General features: G+C 30.5%; 23 protein-coding genes and 2 pseudogenes. 24 read left to right on the forward strand and 1 reads right to left on the reverse strand.

The genetic code is table 11. The features are described 5' to 3' along the window. Positions 1-12: 12 nt before the first annotated feature. From HMPREF2737_RS04830 to holA, 23 genes and pseudogenes are all read left to right on the forward strand, one after another. Positions 13-1281, forward strand: a complete 1269-nt coding sequence (locus HMPREF2737_RS04830) for a peptidase U32 family protein (protein WP_037550718.1) — start codon at positions 13-15, stop codon at positions 1279-1281. Then, on the forward strand, positions 1281-1904 hold the full coding sequence (udk, locus tag HMPREF2737_RS04835) for a uridine kinase (protein ID WP_037550717.1): 624 nt from the start codon (positions 1281-1283) through the stop codon (positions 1902-1904). Before HMPREF2737_RS04830 ends, udk begins: the two co-directional genes overlap by 1 nt. Positions 1905-1978: 74 nt before the next feature. Then, a complete protein-coding gene (gene greA, locus HMPREF2737_RS04840) occupies positions 1979-2455 on the forward strand; it encodes a transcription elongation factor GreA (RefSeq protein ID WP_037536682.1) in 477 nt (158 codons plus the stop codon). Positions 2456-2989: 534 nt separating this feature from the next. Then, positions 2990-3718: a 5-oxoprolinase subunit PxpB gene (gene pxpB / locus HMPREF2737_RS04845; protein WP_037550715.1), complete on the forward strand. Its 729-nt coding sequence runs from the start codon at positions 2990-2992 to the stop codon at positions 3716-3718. After that, the gene (locus HMPREF2737_RS04850; RefSeq protein WP_037550713.1) at positions 3708-4712 is read left to right on the forward strand and encodes a 5-oxoprolinase subunit C family protein; all 1005 of its coding nucleotides are present in this window, start codon (positions 3708-3710) and stop codon (positions 4710-4712) included. The genes pxpB and HMPREF2737_RS04850 overlap by 11 nt, the downstream gene beginning before the upstream one ends. A 3-nt stretch (positions 4713-4715) precedes the next feature. Beyond that, positions 4716-4826: pseudogene (locus HMPREF2737_RS11990) on the forward strand (acetyl-CoA carboxylase biotin carboxyl carrier protein subunit); the annotation flags it as partial. Between the two features lie 108 nt (positions 4827-4934). Continuing rightward, positions 4935-5165, forward strand: a pseudogene (locus HMPREF2737_RS11995) (acetyl-CoA carboxylase biotin carboxyl carrier protein subunit); the annotation flags it as partial. A 13-nt stretch (positions 5166-5178) separates the two neighbouring features. Continuing rightward, complete coding sequence (locus tag HMPREF2737_RS04860; RefSeq protein WP_037550709.1) at positions 5179-6540, forward strand: acetyl-CoA carboxylase biotin carboxylase subunit; 1362 nt, start codon at positions 5179-5181, stop codon at positions 6538-6540. Further along, positions 6540-7292: a 5-oxoprolinase subunit PxpA gene (pxpA, locus tag HMPREF2737_RS04865; protein WP_037550706.1), complete on the forward strand. Its 753-nt coding sequence runs from the start codon at positions 6540-6542 to the stop codon at positions 7290-7292. Before HMPREF2737_RS04860 ends, pxpA begins: the two co-directional genes overlap by 1 nt. Before the next feature lie 12 nt (positions 7293-7304). Beyond that, positions 7305-8561: an NRAMP family divalent metal transporter gene (locus HMPREF2737_RS04870; RefSeq protein ID WP_037550704.1), complete on the forward strand. Its 1257-nt coding sequence runs from the start codon at positions 7305-7307 to the stop codon at positions 8559-8561. A gap of 244 nt (positions 8562-8805) precedes the next feature. Further along, positions 8806-9492: a 5'-methylthioadenosine/adenosylhomocysteine nucleosidase gene (locus HMPREF2737_RS04875; protein WP_037550703.1), complete on the forward strand. Its 687-nt coding sequence runs from the start codon at positions 8806-8808 to the stop codon at positions 9490-9492. Positions 9493-9515: 23 nt separating this feature from the next. Beyond that, on the forward strand, positions 9516-10043 hold the full coding sequence (locus HMPREF2737_RS04880; protein WP_037550701.1) for a YqeG family HAD IIIA-type phosphatase: 528 nt from the start codon (positions 9516-9518) through the stop codon (positions 10041-10043). Further along, positions 10044-11144 (forward strand): ribosome biogenesis GTPase YqeH, encoded by a 1101-nt coding sequence (yqeH, locus tag HMPREF2737_RS04885; RefSeq protein WP_037550700.1) that lies wholly within the window; start codon positions 10044-10046, stop codon positions 11142-11144. A gap of 12 nt (positions 11145-11156) precedes the next feature. Beyond that, entirely contained in the window at positions 11157-11963 is an 807-nt protein-coding gene (aroE, locus tag HMPREF2737_RS04890) for a shikimate dehydrogenase (RefSeq protein ID WP_037550699.1), read from the forward strand. 1 nt (position 11964) lies between these two features. After that, the gene (gene yhbY / locus HMPREF2737_RS04895; RefSeq protein WP_037550697.1) at positions 11965-12255 is read left to right on the forward strand and encodes a ribosome assembly RNA-binding protein YhbY; all 291 of its coding nucleotides are present in this window, start codon (positions 11965-11967) and stop codon (positions 12253-12255) included. Between the two features lie 3 nt (positions 12256-12258). Beyond that, complete coding sequence (gene nadD, locus HMPREF2737_RS04900; protein ID WP_037550695.1) at positions 12259-12834, forward strand: nicotinate (nicotinamide) nucleotide adenylyltransferase; 576 nt, start codon at positions 12259-12261, stop codon at positions 12832-12834. Continuing rightward, a complete protein-coding gene (gene yqeK / locus HMPREF2737_RS04905) occupies positions 12824-13408 on the forward strand; it encodes a bis(5'-nucleosyl)-tetraphosphatase (symmetrical) YqeK (RefSeq protein ID WP_037536655.1) in 585 nt (194 codons plus the stop codon). The genes nadD and yqeK overlap by 11 nt, the downstream gene beginning before the upstream one ends. Continuing rightward, a complete protein-coding gene (gene rsfS / locus HMPREF2737_RS04910) occupies positions 13409-13762 on the forward strand; it encodes a ribosome silencing factor (protein WP_037550694.1) in 354 nt (117 codons plus the stop codon). Further along, positions 13763-14488, forward strand: coding sequence for a class I SAM-dependent DNA methyltransferase (locus HMPREF2737_RS04915; RefSeq protein WP_037550692.1), 726 nt, complete (start codon positions 13763-13765; stop codon positions 14486-14488). It abuts the gene before it with no gap. A 43-nt stretch (positions 14489-14531) separates the two neighbouring features. Next, entirely contained in the window at positions 14532-15245 is a 714-nt protein-coding gene (locus HMPREF2737_RS04920; RefSeq protein ID WP_256277617.1) for a helix-hairpin-helix domain-containing protein, read from the forward strand. Positions 15246-15315: 70 nt separating this feature from the next. Further along, on the forward strand, positions 15316-15774 hold the full coding sequence (locus tag HMPREF2737_RS04925) for a ComE operon protein 2 (RefSeq protein ID WP_037550689.1): 459 nt from the start codon (positions 15316-15318) through the stop codon (positions 15772-15774). Between the two features lie 316 nt (positions 15775-16090). Next, on the forward strand, positions 16091-17959 hold the full coding sequence (locus HMPREF2737_RS04930; RefSeq protein ID WP_229664799.1) for a DNA internalization-related competence protein ComEC/Rec2: 1869 nt from the start codon (positions 16091-16093) through the stop codon (positions 17957-17959). Between the two features lie 75 nt (positions 17960-18034). Beyond that, positions 18035-19009, forward strand: a complete 975-nt coding sequence (holA, locus tag HMPREF2737_RS04935) for a DNA polymerase III subunit delta (RefSeq protein ID WP_037550686.1) — start codon at positions 18035-18037, stop codon at positions 19007-19009. A 118-nt stretch (positions 19010-19127) separates the two neighbouring features. Here holA and rpsT read toward each other — a convergent pair whose 3' ends face one another. After that, positions 19128-19379: a 30S ribosomal protein S20 gene (gene rpsT, locus HMPREF2737_RS04940; protein WP_011275628.1), complete on the reverse strand. Its 252-nt coding sequence runs from the start codon at positions 19377-19379 to the stop codon at positions 19128-19130. A 335-nt stretch (positions 19380-19714) separates the two neighbouring features. On the opposite strand from rpsT, the gene lepA reads away from it, so the two are divergent. Beyond that, positions 19715-21538 (forward strand): translation elongation factor 4, encoded by a 1824-nt coding sequence (lepA, locus tag HMPREF2737_RS04945; protein ID WP_037550684.1) that lies wholly within the window; start codon positions 19715-19717, stop codon positions 21536-21538. The last annotated feature ends 36 nt before the right edge of the window (positions 21539-21574 follow it).

Raw genomic sequence — 21574 nt, forward strand, 5'->3', positions numbered from 1 at the left:
AGGCGATAAAAAATGAAAACATTGACTGAAATTCAAACACAAGAGAAAAGTAAAATTAAAAAGCCCGAATTATTAGCGCCTGCTGGTAATTTAGAAAAATTAAAGATTGCAGTACATTATGGTGCAGATGCAGTATTTTTAGGTGGTCAAGAATATGGTTTGCGTTCTAATGCTGATAATTTTACTATGGCTGAAATTAAAGAAGGCGTTGAATTCGCAAATCAATATAATGCAAAAATTTACGTAACTACTAATATTATCGCTCATGACGAGAATATTAAAGGTCTGGAAAATTATTTAATTAAATTAGAAAAAACGGGTGCTACCGGAATCATTGTTGCAGATCCTTTAATTATTGAAACTTGTAAGCAAGTTGCTCCTAAATTAGAAATACACTTGTCGACACAACAGTCATTGTCTAATACTAAAGCGGTGCAATACTGGAAAGAAGAAGGTTTAGATCGAGTAGTATTAGCACGTGAAACTGGTGCGATGGAAATGAAAGAAATGAAAGAAAATGTAGACATTGAAATTGAAGCATTTATACATGGTGCAATGTGTATTGCATATTCAGGTCGCTGTACACTTAGTAATCATATGACAGCTAGAGACTCTAACAGGGGTGGTTGTTGTCAAAGTTGTCGTTGGGATTACGATTTATTAGAAGTAGATAATGACGGTGAACTTGATCTTTATTATCAAGATGGAGACACCGTACCATTTGCTATGAGTCCTAAGGATTTAAAATTAATTGAATCAATACCTCAAATGATGGAAATCGGTATCGACTCATTAAAAATAGAAGGGCGAATGAAATCTATTCATTATATAGCTACAGTTGTATCAGTTTATAGAAAAGTTATTGATGCTTATGCTGAAGATCCTGAGAATTTTAAAATTAATCCTGAATGGTTAAAAGAATTAGATAAATGTGCTAATAGAGATACTGCACCAGCATTTTTTGAAGGTACACCAGGATATGAAGAGCAAATGTTTGGTGTTCAACAAAATAAAAAATCACCTTACGATTTTTGTGGATTAGTAATAGATTATGATGAAACTACTCAAATTGCTACAATACAACAAAGAAATCACTTTAAACCAGGTCAAGAAATTGAATTCTTTGGACCTGAAATACAAAGTTTTAGACAAGTTATTGATGCCATATTTGATGAGGAGGGCAATAGTCTAGATGCTGCTCGTCACCCACTTCAAATTGTACAAATCAAAGTAGATCATCCAATTTATCCTAAGAACATGATGAGAAAGGAAATTAGATAATGGCAAACACAACAATTATTGGTATTGCCGGTGGTTCAGGATCTGGTAAAACAACAGTTACAAACGAAATCATGAAGAATTTAGAAAGCCATAGTGTCGCATTACTTGCTCAAGACTATTATTATAAAGATCAATCACATTTAACATTTGAAGAGCGATTAGAAACAAATTATGACCATCCCTTTGCATTTGACAATGATTTGCTAATAGAAAATTTAAAAGATTTACGAAATGGTCATGCAGTCGAAGTTCCTACATATGATTATTCAAATCATACACGTAGTGAAGAAACCATTGCATTTGAACCTAAAGATGTTATTATCGTAGAAGGCATATTTGCTTTAGAAAATAAAACACTACGTGATATGATGGATGTTAAAATATACGTTGATACTGATGCAGATTTAAGAATTCTTAGACGGCTAGTTCGTGATACTAAAGAACGTGGTCGATCTATGGAATCAGTAATTAACCAATATTTAAATGTTGTCAAACCAATGCATAATCAATTTATTGAGCCTACTAAGAAATATGCAGATATTATCATTCCAGAAGGTGGAAGTAACAAGGTTGCAATTGATATAATGACTACTAAAATTCAAACATTGGTTAGTAAACAATAAGTAAGTTACAATATGTATCAAAAACTATATATTTAATGACTAAACCATATTAATTGAAAAAGGAAGATGACATAATGGAAAATCAAAAACAATATCCAATGACTCAAGAGGGTTATGAACAATTAGAAAAAGAATTAGAAGAATTAAAAACAGTTAAACGTCCAGAAGTTGTTGAAAAAATCAAAGTAGCACGTTCATTTGGTGACCTATCTGAGAACTCAGAATATGATGCTGCTAAAGATGAGCAAGGTTTTATCGAACAAGATATTCAACGTATAGAACATATGCTTAGATATGCTCTAATCATTGAGGATACTGGTGATAACAACGTTGTACAAATTGGAAAAACTGTTACTTTCATTGAGTTACCTGGAGATGAAGAAGAAAGTTATCAAATCGTGGGCTCTGCAGAGTCAGATGCATTCAACGGTAAAATTTCAAATGAATCACCAATGGCTAAAGCTTTAATTGGTAAAAGTTTAAAAGATGAAGTTCGAGTACCTCTACCAAATGGTGGAGAAATTAATGTTAAAATTGTAAATATTAAATAGATAGATTTTTTCTGAATAAAGTTTTACAAACTCTTTAAATATTTTGCTATTTACATTAATTAAATGCATATTTATATTGGCTATGAAAGAAATCAAGTATCAATGATTTCTTTCATAGCTTTTTTTAATAACCCAATAATGCTATTGTATTAATTTTAATAAAGTGATATTAAAAAAGTTAACAGCTAGAATATGATAATTTTAAGATAAAATTATACTTTATGTTACAAAAATTCATATATTTTATCATATTAATTTGAAAATCTGAACTTTTTCATGACAAAATTAGTTTTATATGCTTAAATAACGTTGTAAATACAATTGAATCATTTGCCAATTACACTATTAAGTAAGCGATTACATTTCGTCTCGCTTTTTTTATTATTCATAATTTGAAATACTTATTAAACAACTAAGATATTATAATGTTATAATTTTCTATACATATAGGTAAAATATGATTATTTAAAATATTAAATCATTTTTTTTAAGGCGCAAATATACAATTAATAATATTAAAGGGGAGACAATGGATTGGAAGTTAAAGTTATAAATGAGCAATCGCTATTGCTTTATTTCAAAGAAGAAATAAGTGAAGTTAATTATCAAGAGGTTGATTTAACTACACAACATATTCTGTCCAAAAATATTCCAGATATTAAAGATGTTATCCCATCATATCGAGCTATTATGATTAATTTCAATAATGATTCAATCGATTACAAACAATTGATTGAAAAATTAGAATTAGATAAGCTCAAAGTTTCGAAAGAGGATACATACTCTAAAAAAAATGTTATACATATTCCTGTATTATATAACTTAGAAATGGGACCTGATTTAGAAGAGGTAGCTAGTTATAACAACTTATCTATAGAAGAAGTTGTTCAAATCCATACAACTAATGAATACCTTGTATATATGCTAGGTTTTATGCCTGGTTTCCCATTCTTGGGTGGTTTAGACGAACGTATTCATACTCCTAGAAGATCTGAACCAAGAGTTAAAATTAATGCTGGTTCAATTGGGATAGCTAACAATCAAACAGGTTTATATCCTTCTGATTCACCTGGAGGATGGCAAATTATTGGAAGAACACCTTTAAAAGTCTTTGATCAATATTCTGAACCTATGACATTGTATGAAGCTGGTGATTATATTAAATTCTACTCGATAGATGAGAAGACGTATAATCAAATTGAAAGTGAAATCAATGACGGAAGATTTAATAAAGAAAAGTGGGTGACTCGTAGTGGGCATTAAGATTTTGAAACCAGGTCTTTTCACTACCGTTCAAGATAAAGGCCGTTTTGGATATCAACATTTAGGTTTCTCCGGGTCTGGTGCAATGGATCAATTTAGTTATAACTTAGGACGTAAACTAATCGGAAATAGCGGTCCTAGCCTAGAATTTACTATCATTGGACCAACATTGACTTTTACTCAAGCTAACACCTTTGTAATAACAGGTGGTCAATTTAATGCAAAATTAAATGATATTAATATTTCCAATAATAATGTCTTATTAGCAAATAAAGGCGATGTACTTGAATTTGGGCCAGCAATAAAGGGTGCACGTGGTTATATTTTCTTTGGTCATCACCTTGATATTGAGATGGTTGCTGGTAGCTACTCTACACATACAAGAAGTAAATTAGGTGGTTTTGATGGTAGAGCTTTGAAAAAAGACGATTATATTAAAGTTGTGCAAAATAGCAACTTTAAGGTTAATCTTGGAAAATCAAGCGACTATGATGCAATAGAACAAGACAATATTATTCATATTATAGAAGGTCCTCAAGTAAATGCTTTCTCACGTGAAAAAAGAAAGACCTTAGTTGAATCGGAATATAAAATATCTGACCAATCAGATCGAATGGGATATAGACTTATCGGTGACAACATTCCACCAGATAATGGAGCTGATATCATATCAGAACCTGTAGGTTTGGGTAGTATCCAAGTTCCAAATGATGGCAATCCGATAATACTTTTGAATGATAAACAAACAGTTGGTGGTTATACAAAAATTGCTACAGTGAGTCAATTAGATCTTAAAAAACTAGCTCAATTTAAGCCAGGTGATGTGATACAGTTTAAATGGATATCTGTGGATGAAGCGAATGCTATGTTAAAAAACTTTAATCAACATTTTGAAGAAAAGTTAGAATCAGTGACAAAGGCTCCAATATTTAATATGCATTCAATGCGAGCAACATCAAAAAAATTAGCAAAATTAATTGAAGAGGAGAAATAATAGATGAATATAAAAAAAATAGAAGAAGTTATTAACTTAGTTAAATCAAATGGCGTTAAACGTTTTAAATTTAAGGATAATAAAAGCGAATTAGAATTAGATTTCACTGAGGGTTATCAATCATCTAATGTGTCTTCAAACCAAAACTTAGTAAGTACAAACACTGTAAATGATGAAAATCCACAACAAGTTCAAACGAGTGCAAGTGAAGAAACTTCTAAAGAAATTTCTTCACCAATGGTGGGTACTTTCTTCTTACAAGATAGTAAAGAGTTAACTGATCCACAAATTAAAGTTGGAGATAAAATTAAAGTTGGTGACATTATTGGTTATGTAGAAGCGATGAAAGTTATGAATGAAATAACTAGCGATGTAGATGGAGAAGTTGCTGAAATAGTAGCAGATCATGGTACAAATGTTGAATATGATCAAGTACTAGTAAAAGTTAAATAAGGGGGACAGCTAAATGTATCGTTGTTTAGTAGCAAATAGAGGAGAAATTGCGGTCCGTATAATTAGAGCTTGTCGTGAAATGGGAATCGAGACCGTTGCGATATATGCTAAAGGAGATGAGCAAAGTTTACATGTTAGTTTAGCTGATCAATCAGTTTGTATTGGTGAAGCAAATCCTTTAGATAGTTATTTAAATATTGAGCGAATTATTGGAGCAGCAGAAATTACAGGTGCTAATGCAATCCATCCAGGATATGGTTTTTTATCTGAAAGTACAACTTTTGCTGAAAAAGTAGAAGAAAATAATATTCAATTCATTGGTCCAAGTAAGAAAACAATGGAACTAATGGGTGATAAAATAACTGCTCGACAAACTGTAGATGATGCAGATGTTCCTGTAATTCCAGGATCTAAAGATGCAGTTAATTCAGTTGATGAAATAAAGGAACTAGCTGAAGAAATTGGCTATCCTGTTGTTTTAAAAGCAGCAAGTGGTGGTGGCGGAAAAGGCATCCGTATAGTAAAAGAGCCAGAACAACTTGAAAAATCCCTTAAAGAAGCGAAAAGCGAAGGACAAAAATACTTTAACGATGACAGAGTTTATGTTGAAGCATTTATACCTGTGGCGAAACACGTGGAAGTACAAATTATTGGTGATGGTAAAGGTAATTATGTACATTTAGGCGAAAGAGATTGCTCGGTTCAACGTAAAAACCAAAAATTAATAGAAGAATCTCCTTGTGCCGCTTTAACTGAAGAGAGACGCCAACAGATATGCGCAGATGCAGTTGCAGTCGCAAAAGCATCACATTATCGAAGTGCAGGTACAATTGAATTTTTAGTAACTAAGGATGCACACTACTTTATTGAAATGAACGCACGTATTCAAGTAGAACATACTGTTACAGAGATGCGCGCTGATAGAGATTTATTACAAGCCCAATTATACTTAATGCAACATGATAAATTACCATTTTCTCAAGATGATATTGTGTTTAATGGACATGTAATTGAAGCACGTATCAATGCTGAAAATCCAGAAAAGAAATTTCAACCTACGCCTGGTAAAGTTAAAAAGTTACATTTACCTCAAGGTTTCAACATCCGTGTCGATTCTCTGTTGTATCCAGGGTATCAAGTATCACCTTATTATGATTCGCTAGTTGCTAAAGTTATAGTAAAAGATACTGATCGAAAAACAGCTATAAACAAATTAAAAGTAGCACTTGATGAAATGGTTATAGAAGGATTTACAACAACTGCAGACTTTTTATATGCAGTTTTAAGTTACCCACTTTATGCAAATGATGATGCAAGTGAAGTAGATATTAAATTCCTTGAAAAACATCAAATAATCGAAGGAGTGGAGTTATAATGCGCATAGACTTAAATTGTGACTTAGGTGAAGCGTTTGGAAATTACTCATTCGGTGGAGATAATCAAATCATTCCATTAATTACATCAGCTAATATTGCTTGTGGCTTCCATGCTGGCGATGAAAATGTCATGTATGACACAATTAAACTTGCCAAAGACAATGCTGTAGGTATTGGGGCTCATCCTGGATTACCAGATTTAAAAGGATTTGGCCGTCGCAACATGGATATTACACCAAAAGAAATCTATAATTTAGTTGTTTATCAACTTGGTGCGTTAGATGGATTTTGTAAGGTACATCAAACACGTATTAATCATGTTAAACCTCACGGTGCACTTTACAATATGGGTGCTAAAGACAAAAACATTGCACATGCAATTGCTCAAGCTGTATATGATTTTGATTCTTCACTAATCTTAGTAGGGTTATCAAATACATTATTAATTACTGAAGCTGAATCATTAGGATTACGTACTGCATCTGAAGTGTTTGCTGACAGACGATATGAAGACAATGGTCAACTCGTTAGTCGTAAAGAGGCAGATGCAGTAATCACTAATACTGAAGAAGCCTTGGATCAAGTTTTAAAAATGGTAATTGAAAACAAAGTTGTTAGTAAAAACGGAAAAGAAATTGATTTAAAAGCTGATACGATTTGTGTGCATGGCGATGGGGCTCATGCACTAGAATTTGTATCGCAAATTAGAGAAAAATTAACGAAAGAAGGCATTGATATTCAATCCTTATAAGGGGGAGCTATTATGGGAGAAAACTTAAACCAAAATCCAAATCAAGAAATTAAACCAAATGAAAAGGAATTTAAATTCACAAAAAATCACAGACGATTACTGTACGGTTCTGTATTCTTAATGGCAACTTCAGCCATTGGACCAGCTTTTCTAACTCAAACCGCTGTATTCACTGCAGAATTTTACGCTAGCTTCGCATTCGCAATATTAATTTCCATTATAATTGATATTGGAGCACAAATTAACATTTGGCGTGTGCTTGTAGTAACTGGACTTCGTGGACAAGAAGTATCTAATAAAGTTATGCCAGGTCTTGGTACTTTAATTTCCATACTAATTGCATTTGGAGGACTGGCATTTAATATTGGTAATATTGCCGGTGCTGGCCTAGGGTTAAATGCTATGTTTGGATTAGATATTAAATGGGGTGCTGCAATTACAGCTATCTTCTCAATATTAATCTTTGTAAGTAAAAGTGGACAAAAAATCATGGATTTTGTATCGATGATTTTAGGTGTTGTTATGATACTAGTAGTTGCATATGTTATGGTTGTTTCAAATCCACCATATGGAGATGCTTTAGTTCACACATTTGCTCCTGAACATCCGGTTAAATTAATTTTACCAATTATTACACTAGTCGGAGGAACAGTGGGTGGATATATTACATTTGCTGGTGCACACAGACTTTTAGATTCTGGAATGAAAGGGAAAGAATTCTTACCATTTGTAAACCGTTCTGCTATTGCTGGTATATTAACAACCGGTATTATGAGAACATTATTATTCCTTGCAGTATTAGGAGTTGTGGTTACTGGAGTAACATTAAGCACTGATAACCCACCTGCATCTGTATTTGAACATGCAATAGGACCTATTGGTAAAAATATTTTCGGTGTAGTTATTTTTGCTGCTGCTATGTCATCTGTTATAGGATCAGCATATACAAGTGCTACATTCTTGAAAACATTACATAAATCATTATTGACTAAAAATAATCTTATTGTAATTATCTTTATTGTTGTTTCGACTTTAATTTTCTTATTTATTGGTAAACCTATTAGTTTACTTATTATTGCTGGTGCAATAAATGGTTGGATTTTACCTATTACACTTGGGGCTATTTTAATTGCAAGTCGTAAAAAATCTATAGTCGGAGACTACAAACACCCTACATGGATGCTTATTTTCGGTATAGTAGCAGTGATTGTAACAATTGTAACTGGTATTTTCTCACTACAAGATTTAGCTACGCTTTGGAAAGGCTAAATTTTCAATAATGAGCACACCGTAAAGTGCTTATATAATTCTTTAAGGCTGTTTCTATTAAATTTTAATAGAAACGGTCTTTTTTTTACAAGTTTAAATTAATTTAGTGCATTAATTTCATGACCTCAAAAGCTTTTATATTAGATGAATTTATTTTTTTAATTAAAGAGTAAATAACATTGTCGTGATGAATAAAAATATATGATAAAATAGCAATTGCTAAGATAAAGACTGAGGTGTTAATATGATTGGAATTATAGGAGCTATGGAAGAAGAAGTAGCTATACTAAAAGACAAATTAACAGATATGAATGAAATTTCTGTTGCACATGTAAAGTTTTATAGAGGGAAATTAAATTCAACAGAAGTAGTGTTAACTCAAAGTGGTATTGGCAAAGTAAATGCTGCTATTTCAACTACGTTATTAATTGAAAAATTCAATCCAAAACTCATCATCAACACTGGATCTGCCGGTGCGTTAGATGAGAGTTTATCTGTTGGAGATATGTTAATTAGTAATGATGTTGTTTATCATGATGTTGATGCAACAGCATTTGGCTATAAACTGGGTCAAATACCTCAAATGCCATTAGAATTTAAGTCAGATCAAGAACTACTTAAATCGGTAGAAACAGTAATTAATAAAAAAAATTATAATGCTAAAATTGGCCAAATTGTTAGCGGTGATAGTTTTATTGGTAGTGTAGAGCAGCGATTAACAATTAAACGACAGTTTCCTGAGGCTATGGCTGTTGAAATGGAGGCAACTGCAATTGCACAAACTTGCTATCAATTTCATGTTCCTTTTATAGTTACACGTGCAGTCTCAGATTTAGCTAATGGTAAAGCAGACATATCTTTTGAAGAGTTTCTTGGCGAAGCCGCAAAATCTTCAAGTTCAATTGTTGAAGCATTAATTAAAGTTTTATAAATAATAATAAAGGTGATAAATAAATGGGATTAATAAAAAAATTTTTTATGCCAAATGACTACGTTAAGTCTGTATTTCAAATAGACATTGAAAAGTTAGCTGAGGCTGGTTTTAAAGGTATTATCACAGATTTAGATAATACCTTAGTGGGTTGGGATGTTAAATCTCCAACTATAGAGATACAGCAATGGTTTAAAAGAGCAAATGAGTTAGGTATCACAATTACAATTGTATCTAACAACAATGAAGATAGAGTATCTAGTTTTTCTAAAGATCTAGATGTGGATTTTATTTTCAAAGCAAGAAAACCTATGGGCAAAGCATTTAAAAAAGCTATTAAACATATGAATATTAATCCAGAAGAAACGATTGTCATTGGAGACCAAATGTTAACTGATGTATTTGGAGGCAATCGAAATGGTTTATATACAATTATGGTAGTTCCTGTTAAACGTACAGATGGTTTTATTACAAAGTTCAACCGTATTATTGAACGTCGCTTATTAAATTACTTTAAAAATAAAGGCTATATCACATGGGAGGAAAATTGATTGGATGACACATTAAAATGTATTGGCTGTGGTGCGCCACTTCAGTCCGAAGATAAAAGTGCACCTGGTTATGTTCCTGAACATAACCTTTTTAGAGAGGATGTTATTTGCCAACGTTGTTTTAGACTAAAAAATTACAATGAAATTCAAGATGTTGGAATGGATAGTGAAGATTTTTTAAATTTATTAAATGAACTATCTGACCGAAATGGCATTATTGTTAATGTAGTTGACATATTTGACTTTGAAGGATCATTTATTAATGCTTTAAAACGAATAGTTGGTAACAAGAAGATTATTTTAGCAGCTAATAAACTAGATCTTCTGCCAAAACAGATTAATAAACGACGAGTAAAAGAATGGCTTAAGAAAACTGCTAGAAAATATGGCTTAGATGCTGACGATGTTATATTAATATCTGCTCAAAAAGGTTGGGGTATCGATGATCTACTAGCATCAATTGACCAAAATCGAAATAAACAGGATGTTTATATAGTAGGCACAACAAACGTAGGTAAATCTACACTTATAAATAAATTGATTGAACAAAGTGTAGGAGAGAAAAATGTAGTTACTACATCAAGATTTCCTGGTACTACATTAGACTTAATTGACATACCTTTAGATGAAAAAACGTTTATGTATGATACTCCTGGTATTATTCAATCTCATCAAATGACACACTATGTTTCTGAAAAAGAGCTAAAAACAATCGTACCTAAAAATGAAATTAAGCAAAGAGTTTTCCAACTGAATGAAGGGCAAACGTTATTCTTTGGTGGGTTATCTAGAATTGATTATGTCTCAGGTGGAAAAAGACCGCTAGTTTGTTATTTTTCAAATGATTTAAATATTCACCGTACCAAAACAGAAAAAGCTAATGATTTATGGCGAAATCAAATTGGAAATGTTTTAACACCACCAAATAACCCAGATCAATTTGATATGAGTAATACTAAAGCAGTTAGACTAGAGACTAGAAAAGAGAAAAAAGACATAATGATTTCCGGTCTAGGGTTTATAACAATTGAATCAGGTGCAAAAGTTATTGTGCGTGTACCAAAAAATGTTGATGTAATCTTAAGAAATTCAATAATGTAAGGTGGATTATTTATGAATTATGCAGTGATAGGCGATCCAATTTCCCACTCTTTATCTCCAATAATGCATAATGCAAACTTTAAATCATTAGATATGCAAGATTCGTACGAAGCTTTGCATGTACGTAAAGAAGACTTCCATAATATACGTAATATTATAGAAGATAAGCGTATTGTTGGATTTAATGTGACAATTCCTCATAAAGAGAGTATTATTCAGTATCTTGATGAAATTGATGATCAATCAAAAGCAGTAGGAGCTGTTAATACTGTAAAAATTGTTGATAATAAATGGATTGGTTATAACACAGATGGAATTGGCTATGTTTCAGGTCTCAAACAAATATATCCTGATTTAGCTAATGCTTATATTCTTATTCTAGGTGCTGGTGGCGCAAGTAAAGGAATTGCTAATGAACTTAATAAGATTGTTCAACCTAAATTAACAATCGCAAACAGAACGATGAGTAGATTTGAATCATGGGATATGAATATTAATGCTATTTCATTAAACCAAGCTGAACAATATTTAGATGAATTTGATATTATCATCAACACAACATCAGCAGGACTAGATAATAACGATGACACTGTTATAAAATTAGACAATCTATCATCAAGAACACTAGTCAGTGATATTATTTATATTCCATATAAGACTAAGTTATTAAAGGAAGCTGAACTTAAAGGTAACCTGATTCATAATGGTTTAGATATGTTTATAAATCAGGGCGCTGAAAGTTTTAAAATATGGACGGGAAAACAACCAAACTTAAAAGAAATGAAAAATACAGTATTAAATAAATTACAAGGAGTTTAATATGTTAACAGGAAAACAAAAAAGATATTTAAGAAGTTTAGCTCACAATTTAGATCCTATTTTTCAAATTGGTAAATCAGGTATTAATGAAAATATGATTGCTCAAATCGATGATACACTTGAAAATAGAGAATTAATTAAAATACACGTATTACAAAATAACTTTGATGATAAAAATGAATTAGCAGTAACGTTAAGCAATGCAACTAAAAGTGAAATTGTACAGGTGATTGGTTCTATGATCGTAATATATAGAGAATCAGTTGATAATAAAGAAATTACATTACCATAAGTTATGAATAAGAAAACAATAGTTCTCTATGGTGGTCAATTCAATCCAATACACACTGCACACATGTTAGTTGCTAATGAAGTTTATCATCACCTTCAACCAGATAAATTTTATTTCCTACCAAGTTTTATGGCACCTTTAAAAACTCACGATGAATATTTAGATGCTAAATATCGTATCAAAATGATAAATTTAGCAATTAATGAATTAGGTTTTGGTGAAATTTGTGATATCGAACTTAACAGGAGAGGCCAAAGCTATACTTATGATACGATAAAAGATTTCGCAAAAAATGAAAAAAATGCTAAGATTTATTTCATTATCGGAACTGATCAGTATAAGCAACTAGATAAATGGTATGAAATTGATAAATTAAAAAAACTAATAACGTTTGTAGTTGTTAACAGAGATGTTAACTATCAAGAAATAGAAGATTCAATGATAGCAATTCAAATACCGAGAATGGATATTAGCTCTTCATTAATTCGAAATCGTGTAAAAAATAAACAACCAATAAATATCTTGGTTCCTCCTAGTATTCACGACTATATAAGAGAGGAAGGATTTTATGAAAATTGATAAAGCTATTGAACTTATTAAAGATAAACTACCTGAAAAACGATTCAAACATTCGTTAAGAGTAGCTGAAACTGCTGTAAAATTAGCAGAAATTTATGATGGTGATAAAGATAAAGCTAATTTAGCTGGTGTATTACATGATTATTGCAAATATGATGATTTAAGTACTATGTATCAAATTGTTAGACAGCATGATTTAGATAGTGAATTATTAAGTTATGGTGGAGAAATCTTACACGGACCTGTCTGCGCCGCTATAATGCGCTCAGAATTTGGAGTCGAAGATGAAGAAGTCTTACTAGCAATTAAGAACCATACAACTGGACGTAAAGAAATGACTAAAACTGAAAAACTTGTATTCATTGCTGATTATATTGAACCAGGGAGAAAAACCCCAGGAGTTGAAGAAATAAGAGATATGGCATACAATCAAGGTAGCTTAGATAAAACGATTTATGAAATTTCTAAGCGAACGGTACTTTTCTTAATCAGTAAGGATATTACAGTTTATGGCACAACGATTTCATGTTTAAACTATTATAATTATAGTGATCAAAGAATAAAGGATGATTAAATGAATTCAGAAGAATTATTAAATATTGCTGTCGATGCGACAGAAAACAAAAAAGCAGAAGATATTGTTTCTCTAAATATGAAAGGCATCAGTGATATGACTGATTATTTTGTGATTTGTCACGGCAATAATGAACGTCAAGTTCAATCAATTGCTAGAGCAGTTAAAGAAGCTGCACATGAACAAGCTATTGATGTTAAACGTATGGAAGGGTATCAAAGTGCCAGATGGGTTTTAATTGATTTGGCAGATGTAGTTATTCATGTCTTCCATAAAGACGAACGCAATTATTATAATATTGAGAAGCTCTATCAAGATGCACCAATAGAATCATATGGTCAGGTTGCTTATTAAATGACCCAATATGTTGAAATGAGTCAAGTATATGATCAACTTACACAAGACCAACCTTATGATAAATGGTTTGAAATAGTACAACATTATTCTCAAAATTTTAATCATAAGCCTAATATTCTTGATCTTGGTTGTGGGACAGGCAGTTTAACTGCTCAACTTAGTACTATTGGTTCGGTAACAGGAATGGATTTAAGTTCTGATATGCTAGCCATTGCTGCAAACAAATCTAATCAAATATTATGGTTAGAGGGAAATATGACCGATTTTTCATTTAATAATAAATTTGATGTAATAACAATATTTTGTGATTCACTGAATTATTTACCTGATATAGAAGATGTAAATAAAACATTTATAAATGTTTTCAATCATTTATCAGAAAATGGCGTTTTTATATTTGATGTTCACACTATTTATAAGATGAGTACGTTGTTTCATAATCAATGTTATATTGATGAAAATGAGTCAACCTTTTTAGCATGGGAAGCCATTGAAGGTAATGAACCTTTTAGCGTTTATCACGAAATGAGTTTCTTTATAGAAGACAATAACGGTACTTATCAACGATTTAATGAATCGCACTATCAAAGAACCTTTGAAAAAGAAACTTATATAAACATGTTAAATCAAATAGGTTTTCAAAACATCGAAACATTTATTGACTTTAACCGAAATAATCACGATGATCATGGTGAACGCCTGTTCTTCGTAGCTTTTAAATAAATAAAGTAAACTCATCTCCTCAAACGTTTATACATATAAGGAGATGAGTTTTTTGTTTAAAGATAAAAAAGAGTTATTATATGTTATTAAGCAATGGAAATTCCAATTGAGTATCACTATATTAGTGATTATATCTATAGCTTTATTTCTAATTTATTCGAAATCAGATGAGGACACAAATGATACTAAACCTATTGTTACATCTCATGTAAACTCTAATCAAAAAGGAAAAAATCATGATGTGTTGAAAAATGATGATAAAACTAATAATAAGATAGAATCTAATACAATTCAAAATGGAGACGAAATAGTTTTTGTAGATATTAAAGGTGCAGTAGAACACCCAAATGTTTATAAAATGAAAAGTTCAGATCGAATAAAAGATGTGTTAGATAAAGCTAAATTGCTTACTGACGCGGATTTGAGTCAGGTCAATTTATCTGAAAAGTTAACAGATCAAAAAATGATATATATTCCCTCTGCTAATGAAAATAAAAATCGCATAACCCAAAATGACGATAATAATAAAAGTGGCCATAGTAAGTCTTTAAATTCATCATCTACTAATAAGATGAATATAAATACTGCAAGCGAAACAGAATTATTAAAAATCCCGGGTGTTGGTCCTACTAAAGTCAGAGAAATTATTGATTACAGACAAAAAAATAATACGTTTCATTCAATTGAAGATTTGAAAAATATTAAAGGTATTGGTGATAAAACTTATGAAAGAATTAAGGAATATGTAACAACTTAATATTGATTATTGGCTTCTATTTAAGGATACTTTATAATATTTATAATAATTACGTATTGGAGTGAAGAAAATGGAAAGATTGAAATGGGATGAATACTTTATGGCGCAAAGTCATCTATTAGCTTTGCGCTCAACTTGTCAAAGATTGTCAGTAGGGGCAACAATCGTTAAAGACAATAGAATTATCGCTGGAGGTTATAATGGGTCAGTAGCTGGAGAAGTTCATTGTATTGATGAAGGATGTTTAATTGAAGATGGCCACTGTATTAGAACCATTCACGCCGAAATGAATGCTTTATTACAATGTGCTAAACAAGGTGTATCGACTGATGGAGCTACTATATACGTTACTCATTTCCCATGCCTTAATTGCACAAAATCTATAATTCAGGCTGGTATTAAACAAATATACTATGCTGAAGACTATCACAATCATAAATACGCACTAGAACTTTTAGGTCAAGCGGGTATTGATTATAAAAAAATACCTTTTTCAGCACAAAATGTAGCTCGATATTTGACTAACTAAATATATGATATTTTATGCATTATCTTTTCTATCAGGTATTTTATGGATACATATAAAATGGGTTGCCGTTCTTATTACTCTATTGTTAATTATTATCTCGCTACAAAAGAGATTAAAGTTACTACATATTTTCTTTTTGATTATTTGTTTATTTTTCGGCTTAACTTTTGAACACTTTCACAATGAATATAATTTAAATAAAGACGAATTTCTTAAATCAAATTCTAATATATCTACCGAAGTTCAATTTGGTTCCAAGATAGAGAAACAAGAGAGACAACTAAAAGGTATATTTGAACTTAGGCATCAACCTTTCGTGTATTACCTTTATTCTAATAATCTAAAAGAAAAGGATCTAGAAAATAAATCTTGTGTTATTAAAGGCAAGGTAATTAGTGGTTTAAATTATACTCCTTATGTCTCTATAAGTAATGTAGACTTAAATTCGTGTCATATTACTAAAAGTAAAAATATAATTGAAAAACAAAGAGACTTTATTATTAAAAAATTAAACAATTCAAGTTTATCTCATCCTGAATATGTTATCGCTTTAGTAACTGGAGATGTAAATGGAATCAATACTGATTTCATTGATAAAGTAAAAGATATCGGTATCTACCATTTATTAGCCGTTAGCGGATCACATATTGCAACAATTTCATTTCTCATTTATCAACCACTTGTAAGATTAAACATTCCTAAAGTAATTATTAATGGTTTAATCATCTTATTTTTATCAATATTTGCATATTATACTGGTTTTGCACCAAGTGCACTAAGAGCAATTTTAGCAACAACTACTGTCATACTTATTTCAAATAAAACAAAAATAGCTTCTATAGATATACTAGGTCTCATATTTTTAGTTATGACCTTTTTCAAGCCTGATTATCTATATGACATTGGTTTCCAATTTTCATTTATAATCTCATTTTTTATTATTATTTCATTTCCTCTTATTAAAAAATTAACTTTCATTAAAAATATTTTTGTACTTACATTTATCGCACAACTCTCTTCAACTATAATTTCAATCTATCATTTTAACCAAATTCAATGGATAGGATTACTATCCAATCTCATTTTTGTTCCATTTTATAGTTTTATCATTTTTCCATTAGCCATATTTTTATTCTTTGCTTATCATTTTGTAAGTGATACGGCATTGCCTAATTTAGTTTTTGACAAAATATACATAGTTCATAACAAACTTTTAGATTTATTTTTAACTTTTAAATATTATCAAATTTTTATAGCACCTAAATCGGCAGTAGAATTTTCTATTTTCGTATTATTGATAGTACTCATTTATATCTTTTTCTGTTATAAAAAAATGAAAATTCTGTTTTTATTCATTATCGTGTTTATAGTTTTATGTGTTTTTAACGTTCGACCAAATGTTAGCACGATAACCTTCTTTGATGTTGGTCAAGGAGACAGTCTAATCTTTCAAACAAGGAAACAAGAAACTGTCATGGTTGATACCGGTGGTAAAGAGGTTAAAATAGGTAATATTGATAATCATAATATTGCTAAGTATCATATTATACCAACATTAAAGCAAAAAAGAATTACAAAAATTGATCATCTAATTATTACTCATCCGCATGCCGATCACATTGGTGAATTACCATATATCGCCCAACACATCAGAATCAAAAAGTTATATATAAACTTATATAGCTATTCTGAAATAGAATTAATAAAAATAAAACGTTTATGTAAGATCAATAATATTGAATTAATAGATGCTACAACGATACAATTTATTCAACTAAATAATTCTAAAATTTCATTTTTACATGGAGATATTCCCAACAGTAATGATAAAAATGAACATAGCATCATTTTACTTATTGAATATCAAAGATATAAGATGCTTTTACTAGGTGATGTAACAAAAAATAATGAATCAAAATTAATGAAAATATATCAATTACCAAAAATTGATATATTGAAAGTTGGTCATCATGGAAGTAAGACTAGTAGTTCTGAATCATTTATTAACTTAATAAAGCCAACAATAAGTATCATTTCAAGTGGTAAAAACAATAAATATCACTTACCTAATCGAGAAACGTTACAAACGCTAAGATCTACAAATAGTTCAATTTTAAACACACAAGATGTTGGAGAAATAACGATAGACTTAGACCATGATTTAGATATAAAATTCAAAAATTAGCTATTTATTTAGTGAGGCTTTAAACAGACGTGGTATAATTATAAATGTTTGATATTTGAAAGGAAGTTCACAATTATGGCAAATAACATTATGGCAATATATGGTGAAGTGCCTGAATTAGTTGAAAAGAAAAGCAATGAACTGACACATTCATTCTTAAATGAAGATAAAGATGATTTTAACTATATTAAATATAATCTTTATGAAACTGATATGTCTACAGTTATTGAAGAAGCTTTAACTATGCCTTTTATATCTGAAAAGAAAGTCATTGTTGTTAAAAATTCATTCATGTTTACTGGTGAAAAAGTTAACAAAGATATTACACCAAATAATGAACAAGTTATTGAATTCTTAGAAAAATACGATGGTGAAAACTTAGTCATTTTTGAAATATATAGCAATAAATTAGATGAGAGAAAGAAATTAACTAAAACATTAAAGAAAACTAGTAAACTTTCAAAAGTAGAACAAATGTCAGAACAAGAAATTAAATCATGGATACAAAATCAGTTACACGAGAATTACAAAGATATAAAACAAGATGCATTAAATCTGTTTATAGAATTAACTGGTGTTAACTTTAATATCGTTTCTCAAGAATTAGACAAAATTTCATTATTCCTAGGTGATAGAACCACTATTACTAAAAATGATGTTAGTTTAATAATAAATAGAAGTTTAGAGCAAAATGTTTTTCTTTTAACAGAATTCATTCAGAAGAACCAGAAAGATAAGGCTATACAATTAGTAAGAGATTTAATAATTATGAAAGAAGATCCTATAAAATTATTGGCGCTTATTACAAGTAATTATAGATTATATTATCAATGTAAAATTCTTGCTCAAAAGGGCTATAGTGGCCAGCAAATTGCTAAGACCATAAATGTTCACCCATATAGAGTTAAACTAGCATTAAATCAAGTACGTTATTACGAGTTAGGTCAACTACTAAATATTATTAATAACTGTGCCGAAACAGATTATAAACTAAAATCTTCATATATGGACAAACATTTAATTCTTGAATTATTTATTTTATCACTTTAAATATTAATCAGATTCAAATATTTAAATTAAATCAGTGATAAACATATAATTAATATTATATGGGAATTTATCTAGCAATTAAAAAAGCACGGAACATAGTTCCGCGCTTTTTAACAAATTATTTACTTGAAGACATTAATTGTGATTTAATGCGATCAGCTTTATTTGAATGAATTAAGTTACTTTGTGAAGCTTTATCAACTGATTTGATAGCGAAGTTAACTAATTCAGCTTTGTTATCAGCATTATTGTTGATTGCTGTTTTAGCATTTTTCACAGCAGTACGCATAGCGTTTTTTTGTGAAATATTACGAGCTTCAGCGTTTTCAGTTGTTCTAACACGTTTAATAGCAGATTTAATATTTGGCATTACTGTCACCTCCTAAAAGTGATCTTAAGCATATCAAATTTTATTTTGATTACAACAAGAAATATTTTATCAAAACATACATATTTGTGCAATCATTAATTAAGTATAGTGTAATTAAAATCTGAATTAAATCATAATTACTGTTGGAATGCACTCTTTAACACTTTATAATTAGTATGTAATCTAAATGAAAATGTAATGTAAGTAATGAATTATTAAGCTTATGCTTAATTTTTAATAGCACAATTACGTTTGCAATTAAGCATTAAAAACGTTATTATATCAAAGATGTATACATATACGGGCTAATTTTATGAAAGCGAGAATGATAGGCTATGGATATGCAAGAACGCTATAACAGAAGAGAAAATATACGAAATTTTTCTATTATTGCTCATATTGATCATGGTAAATCAACATTAGCAGATAGAATTTTAGAAAATACTAAATCTGTAGAAACAAGGGAAATGCAAGATCAATTATTAGATTCAATGGATCTTGAAAGAGAACGAGGCATCACAATTAAATTAAATGCTGTGCGATTAAAATATGAAGCAAATGATGGACAAACTTATACATTTCATTTAATTGATACACCAGGTCATGTAGACTTTTCATACGAGGTTTCACGATCTTTAGCAGCATGTGAGGGTGCAATATTAGTAGTGGATGCAGCACAAGGTATTGAAGCACAAACTTTAGCAAACGTATATTTAGCACTTGATAATGATCTAGAATTATTACCTGTAGTAAACAAAATTGATTTACCTGCAGCTGAACCTGAAAGAGTAAAACAAGAATTAGAAGATGTAATTGGTCTAGATCAAGACGATGTAGTAATGGCAAGTGCAAAGTCAAATATTGGTATTGAAGATATTTTAGAGAAAATTGTAGAAGTTGTCCCACCACCTGAAGGTGACCCTAGTGAACCATTGAAAGCATTAATTTTTGATTCAGAATACGACCCTTATAGAGGTGTTATTTCATCAATACGTGTGATGGAAGGCGTCGTTAAAGCTGGTGACAAAATTAAAATGATGGCTACAGGTAAAGAATTTGAAGTTAGTGAAGTAGGCATTAATACTCCTAAACAACTACCTATCGAAGAACTAACTGTAGGTGATGTAGGGTATATTATTGCAAGCATCAAAAATGTTGATGACTCACGTGTGGGTGATACTATTACTCATGCTAATAGACCAGCTGAAGCACCATTAAAAGGTTATAAAAAAATGAACCCAATGGTATATTGTGGTTTGTTCCCAATTGAAAATAAAGACTATAATGATTTAAGAGAAGCGCTTGAAAAATTACAATTAAATGACGCTTCATTAGAATTTGAACCAGAATCTTCTCAGGCTCTTGGTTTTGGTTTTAGAACAGGTTTCTTAGGAATGCTTCACATGGAAATCATTCAAGAAAGAATCGAAAGAGAATTTGGTATTGAATTGATTGCTACCGCGCCATCTGTAATTTATCAATGTATTATGAAAGATGGATCAGAGATTACAGTAGATAATCCGGCTCAAATGCCAGAAAGAGATAAGATTGACTCAATTTATGAACCATATGTGAAAGCTACAATGATGGTTCCAAACGATTACGTTGGAGCAGTTATGGAGTTATGCCAACGTAAACGTGGACAATTTATTAATATGGATTATTTAGATGATATTAGAGTTAATATCGTATACGAGATACCACTTTCTGAAGTTGTTTTTGATTTCTTTGATCAACTTAAATCCAACACTAAAGGTTACGCTTCTTTTGATTATGAATTTATTGAAAATAAAGAAAGTAACTTAGTGAAAATGGACATCCTACTTAATGGAGATAAAGTTGATGCTTTAAGCTTTATTGTCCATAAAGACTTTGCATACGAACGTGGTAAAGCATTAGTTGAAAAATTAAAAACGCTTATACCACGACAACAATTTGAAGTACCTGTACAAGCAGCTATTGGTCAAAAAATTGTTGCAAGAACAAACATAAAATCAATGGGTAAAAATGTATTATCTAAATGTTATGGTGGGGATATTAGCCGTAAACGTAAGTTACTTGAAAAGCAAAAAGCAGGTAAGGCTAAAATGAAAGCCGTAGGTAGTGTTGAAATTCCTCAAGACGCTTTCCTAGCTGTACTAAAAATGGATGATGAATAGAACATAAAAGAGATCGAGACGAATATATATTGGTAG

Origin of the sequence: Staphylococcus sp. HMSC069D12 (assembly GCF_001810405.1) — a bacterium.
GTDB lineage: Bacteria > Bacillota > Bacilli > Staphylococcales > Staphylococcaceae > Staphylococcus > Staphylococcus haemolyticus.

Excerpts from the sequence above, each read along its gene's own strand:
- HMPREF2737_RS04830 (WP_037550718.1), top strand. The coding sequence starts at position 13 with ATGAAAACATTGACTGAAATTCAAACACAAGAGAAAAGTAAAATTAAA.
- udk (WP_037550717.1), top strand. The coding sequence starts at position 1,281 with ATGGCAAACACAACAATTATTGGTATTGCCGGTGGTTCAGGATCTGGT.
- greA (WP_037536682.1), top strand. The coding sequence starts at position 1,979 with ATGGAAAATCAAAAACAATATCCAATGACTCAAGAGGGTTATGAACAA.
- HMPREF2737_RS04860 (WP_037550709.1), top strand. The coding sequence starts at position 5,179 with ATGTATCGTTGTTTAGTAGCAAATAGAGGAGAAATTGCGGTCCGTATA.
- pxpA (WP_037550706.1), top strand. The coding sequence starts at position 6,540 with ATGCGCATAGACTTAAATTGTGACTTAGGTGAAGCGTTTGGAAATTAC.
- HMPREF2737_RS04870 (WP_037550704.1), top strand. The coding sequence starts at position 7,305 with ATGGGAGAAAACTTAAACCAAAATCCAAATCAAGAAATTAAACCAAAT.
- HMPREF2737_RS04875 (WP_037550703.1), top strand. The coding sequence starts at position 8,806 with ATGATTGGAATTATAGGAGCTATGGAAGAAGAAGTAGCTATACTAAAA.
- HMPREF2737_RS04880 (WP_037550701.1), top strand. The coding sequence starts at position 9,516 with ATGGGATTAATAAAAAAATTTTTTATGCCAAATGACTACGTTAAGTCT.
- aroE (WP_037550699.1), top strand. The coding sequence starts at position 11,157 with ATGAATTATGCAGTGATAGGCGATCCAATTTCCCACTCTTTATCTCCA.
- yhbY (WP_037550697.1), top strand. The coding sequence starts at position 11,965 with ATGTTAACAGGAAAACAAAAAAGATATTTAAGAAGTTTAGCTCACAAT.
- nadD (WP_037550695.1), top strand. The coding sequence starts at position 12,259 with ATGAATAAGAAAACAATAGTTCTCTATGGTGGTCAATTCAATCCAATA.
- yqeK (WP_037536655.1), top strand. The coding sequence starts at position 12,824 with ATGAAAATTGATAAAGCTATTGAACTTATTAAAGATAAACTACCTGAA.
- rsfS (WP_037550694.1), top strand. The coding sequence starts at position 13,409 with ATGAATTCAGAAGAATTATTAAATATTGCTGTCGATGCGACAGAAAAC.
- HMPREF2737_RS04915 (WP_037550692.1), top strand. The coding sequence starts at position 13,763 with ATGACCCAATATGTTGAAATGAGTCAAGTATATGATCAACTTACACAA.
- HMPREF2737_RS04920 (WP_256277617.1), top strand. The coding sequence starts at position 14,532 with ATGAGTTTTTTGTTTAAAGATAAAAAAGAGTTATTATATGTTATTAAG.
- HMPREF2737_RS04925 (WP_037550689.1), top strand. The coding sequence starts at position 15,316 with ATGGAAAGATTGAAATGGGATGAATACTTTATGGCGCAAAGTCATCTA.
- holA (WP_037550686.1), top strand. The coding sequence starts at position 18,035 with ATGGCAAATAACATTATGGCAATATATGGTGAAGTGCCTGAATTAGTT.
- rpsT (WP_011275628.1), bottom strand. The coding sequence starts at position 19,379 with ATGCCAAATATTAAATCTGCTATTAAACGTGTTAGAACAACTGAAAAC.
- lepA (WP_037550684.1), top strand. The coding sequence starts at position 19,715 with ATGGATATGCAAGAACGCTATAACAGAAGAGAAAATATACGAAATTTT.